5 protein-coding genes are annotated in these 6,485 nt (G+C 71.2%); 3 read left to right on the forward strand and 2 right to left on the reverse strand.

What is annotated here, in order from left to right; all coding sequences use genetic code 11:
• A partial coding sequence (locus tag BN423_RS10515) for a hypothetical protein (protein WP_043359278.1) occupies positions 1-277 on the reverse strand: 277 nt, incomplete at its 3' end.
• A gap of 184 nt (positions 278-461) precedes the next feature.
• Here BN423_RS10515 and BN423_RS00125 point away from each other — a divergent pair.
• The 3 genes from BN423_RS00125 (at position 462) to BN423_RS00135 (ending at position 5,305) form a co-directional block, all read left to right on the forward strand.
• The gene (locus BN423_RS00125; protein WP_019238254.1) at positions 462-1,052 is read left to right on the forward strand and encodes a TetR/AcrR family transcriptional regulator; all 591 of its coding nucleotides are present in this window, start codon (positions 462-464) and stop codon (positions 1,050-1,052) included.
• Positions 1,053-1,136: 84 nt separating this feature from the next.
• Complete coding sequence (locus BN423_RS00130) at positions 1,137-1,838, forward strand: ABC transporter ATP-binding protein (protein WP_019238255.1); 702 nt, start codon at positions 1,137-1,139, stop codon at positions 1,836-1,838.
• A gap of 2 nt (positions 1,839-1,840) precedes the next feature.
• A complete protein-coding gene (locus BN423_RS00135) occupies positions 1,841-5,305 on the forward strand; it encodes an FtsX-like permease family protein (protein ID WP_019238256.1) in 3,465 nt (1,154 codons plus the stop codon).
• Here BN423_RS00135 and BN423_RS10520 read toward each other — a convergent pair.
• On the reverse strand, positions 5,289-6,485 hold a 1,197-nt coding region (locus BN423_RS10520; protein WP_019238257.1), incomplete at its 5' end, for an ATP-binding cassette domain-containing protein. The genes BN423_RS00135 and BN423_RS10520 overlap by 17 nt on opposite strands.

Genomic DNA, 6,485 nt, shown 5'->3' on the forward strand with positions numbered 1-6,485 from the left:
TCCGCGCGCGCTCGATGGCCGCCCACGCGGGCTTCCCCATGCCGAGGCGCGGGCTGAGGTACGCATAGCAGCAGAACACGGTGAGCGCGACGACGAGCGCGATGTAGGCGATCCAGCCGGGCAGGAACGCGCCGGGAGTTTGGAACACAAGGTCGTCGAGCATGGAGAGGAGGAGCATCTCGGCGCTGAGGACGAAGATGGTCGCGAGCCCCCGCGGCGCGAGCTGGGGCAGCAGGAAGTACTTCCTCACGAGTTTGCGTTGGGCTTCGGTAAGCATGGGCACCTCACATTCCCGCATGTGAGCAGTGATATGCCCTCATGATAGCGCTCGGTCGAACGCGTCACGCCGTGCGCGCATGTGAAAATTGATGCACATCTATAGATTAAGCAACAAATGGGGAATAACATAGCCGTCCCATCGTCGGCGCGCCCGCGCGCCGCGCCGAGGAACGGAGGAAGCCATGGAGAACCGCACCGATCGCCGCGTGCTCAGGAGCCGCCGCCTTATCGTCGCGGCGTTCGAGCGCCTGCTCGAGACGCGCCCGTACGAGCGCATCGGCGTGAGCGCCATCGCGCAGGAGGCGGATATCGACCGCAAGACGTTCTACCAGCACTATAGGAGTGTCGATGGGCTGCTCGGGGCTATCGCGGACGACTTCGCCGCGGGTGTGCTCGACGAGGTCGAGCAGGCCGCGCCCGCCTCGCCGCACCCCGAGGGGCGCGAGCGCGCCCTTTCCGCCTTCCTCGAGGCGCTCGTGCGCGCGGTCACGAGCGGTTTGGAACGCGACCGCCGCTACATGCAGCGGGTTCCCGCCGACGTGCTCTACGGGCACCTGAGCCGCGCCTTCAAGCGGCAGGTGGGCGAGCGCAGGCTGCTCGAGGGCGTCCTCCCCGAGCGCGAGCGCGCGGGCTCGCTCGCCTTCGCGCTGGGAGGGATCTTCTCGCTGCTGCAGAACCTGCTTGCCGACGAGCCCGCGCGCCCGGCGGCCGAGGTCGAGCGGATGGCGGTGACGCTCACCGAGTCCGGCTTGCTGGGGATGCTGGACGCGTAGGCGCGCGCCCCGGCTCCAGCGGGAAGAACGCTGTTCAGGTACGGGGCGGGCGCCCGAGCGCGCTCGCCCGGACAGGAGGCCTGCATGTCATATATCGACGTCGAGCACGAGTACAAGCGGTACCAGACCGGGTCTGCGGAGATCGTCGCGAACAACGACGTGACCTTCGCAATCGAGCGCGGCGAGCTCACCGTCATCTTGGGCGCGTCCGGCGCGGGCAAGTCCACGCTGCTGAACATCATCGGCGGCATGGACACCGCGAGCGACGGCCGCGTGGTCATCGACGGCCGCGACATCTCCCGCGCGAACCGCCGCCAGCTCACCGCCTACCGTCGCACGGACGTGGGCTTCGTGTTCCAGTTCTACAACCTGGTGGCGAACCTCGCGGCGCGCGAGAACGTGGAGCTCGCCACCGAGATCGTGCCGGACGCGCTCGATCCGGTCGAGGTGCTGCGCATGGTGGGGCTCGAGGGCCGCATGAACAATTTCCCCGCCCAGCTCTCGGGTGGCGAGCAGCAGCGCGTCGCCATCGCGCGCGCGGTGGCGAAGAACCCGAAGATCCTTCTGTGCGACGAGCCCACGGGCGCGCTCGATTACCGCACCGGCAAGCAGGTGCTCAAGATCTTGCAGGACATGTGCCGCGAGCACGGCGCGACCACGATCATCGTGACGCACAACGCGGCGATCGCCCGGATCGCCGACCGCGTGATCCATATGCGCGACGCGCGCGTCGAGCGCATCGAGACCTGCGCGGCGCCGGCCGACATCGAGACGGTGGAGTGGTAGCGATGGCAGCGTTGCGCCGCAGGCATGCCCTTTGGCTCGATATCCGCCGGTCGATCCGGCACTCGCTCGGGCGCTTCCTCTCCATCGTGGGGCTCATGGCCCTCGGGTCGTTCGCGCTCGTGGGCCTCTTCGTGACGGGCCCGGACATGCGCGCGACCGGGCGGGCGTACTTCGATGCGCTCGATGCCGCCGACATCGTGGTCATCGGCGATTTCGGCTTGAACGGCGAGGACCGCGCGCTCATCGAGCGGGCGGGCGGCATCGATGAGGTCGAGTACGGTTACCTGAAGGACGCCGTGGTCGAGGGCACCACGGAAAGCCTGCGCATCCAGTCCGCGCCCGAGCGCGTCTCGCGCTACGAGGTGGTGGAGGGGCGCATGCCCGAGGCGGCGGACGAGATCGCGCTCAGCTCGTTTTTGCGCGACGCGTACGAGGTGGGCGACACCATCACCTTCGACGAGAAGTCCGACGCCGAGGGCGACACCGTGCTCACGCGCGACGCGTTCACCGTCACGGGCTTCGTCTCCTCCTCCGAGATCATCAGCGGGGTGAACGAGGGCGCCTCGACGGCGGGCTCGGGCGAGCTCTCCGGGTACGCCGTCGTGCTGCCCGAGGTGTTCGATTCGGACGTGTACATGACGGCGCGGATCACGTTCACGGACACGGCGGGCGTCGACCCCTACACGGACGCGTACGCCGACCTCGTGCACGCGCACCGCGACGAGCTCGAGCGCCTGCTCGCCGACCAGCCCGGCGTGCGCCTCTCCGAGCTGCGGGCGCAGAACCAGGCGAAGATCGACGACGGGCAGCGGGAGGTCGACGCCGGCCGCGCCGAGCTCGCCGCAGCGGAACGCGAGCTCACGAACGCGCGCGGCCAGCTAGATGCGGGTGCGGCGCGCATCGAGGAGCGTGAGCAGCAGCTCGCGGACGAGACGGCCACGGCGCGCTCGCGGCTCGCGGACGGGGCCGCGCAGCTCGAGGACGGCCGCGCGCAGATCGCGGCTGCGCAAGACGAGCTCGCCGCGAAGGAGGCGGAGCTCTCCGCGGCGCAGGACGCGTACGCGGAGCAGGAGGCCGCCTATGAGGAGCAGGCCGCGCGCCGCCCCGAGATCGAGGCGGGGGCGGCGCAGGCGGCGGACGGCGTCGAGCGCATCGACAGCATGCTCGAGACGATCTCGGCCGCCCCTCCCGCGCTCGTGACGCCCGCCCTCGCGCACACGGTCGCCGCGCAGCAGCTCGTGGCCCTCTTCCCCTCTGCGCCGGCCGCCGACGACGTCACGTATCCCGTCTACGAGCAGCTCTCGTCGTTGGTGGGAGAGCTCGAGGCCCTCGACGCGGCGACGCCCGGGGAGGATGTCGTCGTGCTCGTCACGAACCGGCTGGGTGGCGTGCGCGCGACCCTCGTCGACCTGCAGCAGCAGGCCGCGGACGCGCTTGCCGCCCTCGATGCGGCGCCCGCCCAGCTCGAGGCCGCGCGCGAGCAGATCGCGGTAGGGGAGGACGCCCTCGACGCCGGGCGCGCCGAGCTTGCTTCCGCGCAGGAGGAGCTCGCGCAGAAGGAGGCGGCCTACGAGGCGGGGACGAGCGAGCTCGCCGCCGCGACCGCCAGCGCCGAGGCGCAGATCGCCGCCGCGCAGGAGGAGCTCGCCGCCAAGGAGGCCGCCTACGACGAGGCACGTGCCGCCTATGACGCGCAGAAGCCCGAGGCGGAGGAGCGGCTCGCCGCGGCCGAGGCGGACCTCGCCCAGGCACGCGAGAAGCTCGCCAACCTGGAGGCGCCCGGCTACAGCGCGAGCACGCGCCGCGAGGTGCCGGGCGGCGACGGCTACAAGATCTACGCCACGGTGGCGGACATCGTGGACGCGCTTGCCCGCGTGTTCCCCATCCTGCTCTACTTCATCGCCGCGCTCGTGACGTTCACCACCATGACGCGCATGGTCGACGAGGAGCGCATCGGCGCGGGCACGCTCAAGGCGCTCGGCTACTCGGACGGCGACGTGGCGCTCAAGTTCATCATGTACGGCCTGCTCTCGAGCATGGCGGGCACGGCCATCGGCATCGTGGCGGGACACACGCTCCTGCCGTGGATCGTCTACAACGCCTACGCGACGAAGTTCGTGCTGCCGCCCATCCACCTGCTGTTCGACCCCGCGGTGAGCGCGGCCGCCGTCGCGCTGGGGCTCGTGTCCGCCGTGCTGCCGGCCTGGCTCGCGGTCCGCCAGGAGCTGCGCGACAAGCCCTCGGAGCTCCTGCTGCCCAAGCCGCCGGCGTCGGGCTCGAAGATCCTGCTCGAGCGCATCCCCTTCATCTGGAACCGCCTCTCCTTCACGCACAAGGTCACGGCGCGCAACCTCTTCCGCTACAAGAAGCGCATGTTCATGACGGTCTTCGGTGTGGCGGGCGCGGTGGTGCTGCTCGTCGCGGGCTTCGGCACGCAGTACTCCATCTCGGGCATCTCGGCCGAGCAGTTCGGCAAGATCGTGACGTACGACATGATCGTCGCGCAGGCGCCCACGGCCACCGCCGAGGAGTGCGGCGAGCTCGATCGCGCGCTCGCGCAGCCGGAGGTCGCGCGCACGCTGCCCGTGCGCTACGAGGCGCTCACCAAGGTCGCCGGCGCCAACGGCGACACGCAGGACATCACGCTCATCGTGCCGGACGACCCCGGGAAGCTCGGGGACTACATCGACCTGCGCGAGCGCGCGAGCGGCGCCGTCGTGCCGCTCGACGCCGATTCCTGCGTGCTCTCCGAGCGCCTCGCGCAGCTTCTGGGCGTGGGCGTGGGCGACACGTTCACGGTGAGCGACGCGGCGGGCGCGGAGCGCGAGCTCACCTGCACGGGCGTCACCGAGATGTACATGGGGCACTTCATCTTCCTGGGCGCGGACGCCTACGTGCGCGCCTTCGGGGCCGCCTATGAGCCCAACGCGGCGCTCGTGACGCTTGCGGACTCCTCGCCGGATGCGGTGAACGCGTTCGCGGCCGCGCTCATGGAGCTGCCCGCGGTGCAGGGCATCGTGCAGAACACCTCGCTCATCGCGCAGATCGCCACGATCGTCGAATCGCTCAACAAGATCATGGTCGTGCTCATCGTGGTGGCGACGCTGCTCGCGGGGGTGATCCTCTACAACCTCACCACCATCAACGTCTCGGAGCGCATCCGTGAGCTCTCCACCATCAAGGTGCTGGGCTTCTTCGACGGCGAGGTCACGATGTACATCTACCGCGAGACGATCCTGCTCACGGCGATCGGCATCCTCGTGGGGTACGCGCTCGGCGTGTGGTTCCGCAACTACATCATCACCGTGGTGCCTCCGGACAACGTCATGTTCGACCCCACGTTCGCGCCGTACGTGTTCATCATTCCACTCGTCATCGTGGGCGCCATCACCGCGCTGCTCGGCGTGGTGGTGAACCGCCGCCTGCGCGACGTCGACATGCTCGAGGCGCTCAAGAGCGTGGAGTAGCGCGCGGGCTGCCGGGCGCGCGGCGCTCCAAGTATGCCGCGGCGGAGTCGAAGACGGGGATGCCCTGCGCGCGGGCGTGCTCGAGGAGCTCGGCGTTCGGGGCGGCGGCGCCGGGGAAGCCGTCGGCGCAGCAGATCACGGCCTCGCAGCCGTCGATGAGCGCGCGGGCCTCGGCGAGGGCGTCCGCGCCGATGGGCTCGAAGTCGGGCGCGAGCACCGCGCGGGAGGCGAGGGCGCGGGCGAGGATGCCGTCGGCGTCGTGCGCGAAGAGCACGCCGGCGGCGAAGGGGACGCCGCGTCGTGCGAGCTCGCGGAACGTGCGCGCGCCCGTGCCCGCGCCGGCGATGACGAACGCGCGGGGCGCGCCCCCGGCGGCTCCGAGCTCGACGCTGCCGAAGAGCGGCGCGTAACTGCGCTCGTCGAGGTCGAAGAGGCGCGCGATGGTGGGGGCGCGGAAGATCTCGTCCGGGGCGCCCTGGCAGAGGACCCGCCCGTCGCGGATGCAGGCGACCCAGTCCGCCGCCTTCTGCGCGAGCTCGATCTCGTGGAGCGACATGACGACGGCCATGCCGCGCTCGCGGGCGCGGCGGCGCAGCAGCTGCAGCATGTCAAGCTGTGCGCGGATGTCGAGGTAGGACGTGGGCTCGTCGAGAATGAGGAGGCGGGGCTCCTGGCAGAGCGCGCGGGCGATGAGGGCGCGCTGGCGCTGGCCGTCGCTCATGTGGGCGAAGTCGCGGTCGCGGAGCTCCCACACGCCCGCGGCGCGCATGGCGGCGCGCACCTGGGCGCGGTCCTCGTCCGAGAGCGTGCCCATGCGCCCGGTGAAGGGGTAGCGCCCGGCCTCGACGATGTCTTGGCAGGTGAGCAGGTCGCCGCGCGGCCGCTCCGTGAAGAGCGCGGCGCAGATGCGGGCGCGCTCGGGGGCGGCCAGGGCGGCGGCGTCGCGCCCGGCGATGCGGAGCGTGCCGGAGAGCGGGGCGAGCTGGCCGGCGATGGTGCGCAGCAGCGTCGTCTTGCCCGACCCGTTGGGGCCGATGAGCGCCACGACCTGCCCCGGCGCGACGGTGAGGTCGACGCCCCGCACGAGCGGGCGCGCGCCGTGCCCTACGGCGAGGCCGCGTGCCTCGAGGATGGGGGCGGCGGGGGCGGCGGCGCTGGAGCCCGCGGCGCGCGGTGCCCC

Origin of the sequence: Enorma timonensis (assembly GCF_000321165.1) — a bacterium.
Taxonomy (GTDB): domain Bacteria; phylum Actinomycetota; class Coriobacteriia; order Coriobacteriales; family Coriobacteriaceae; genus Enorma.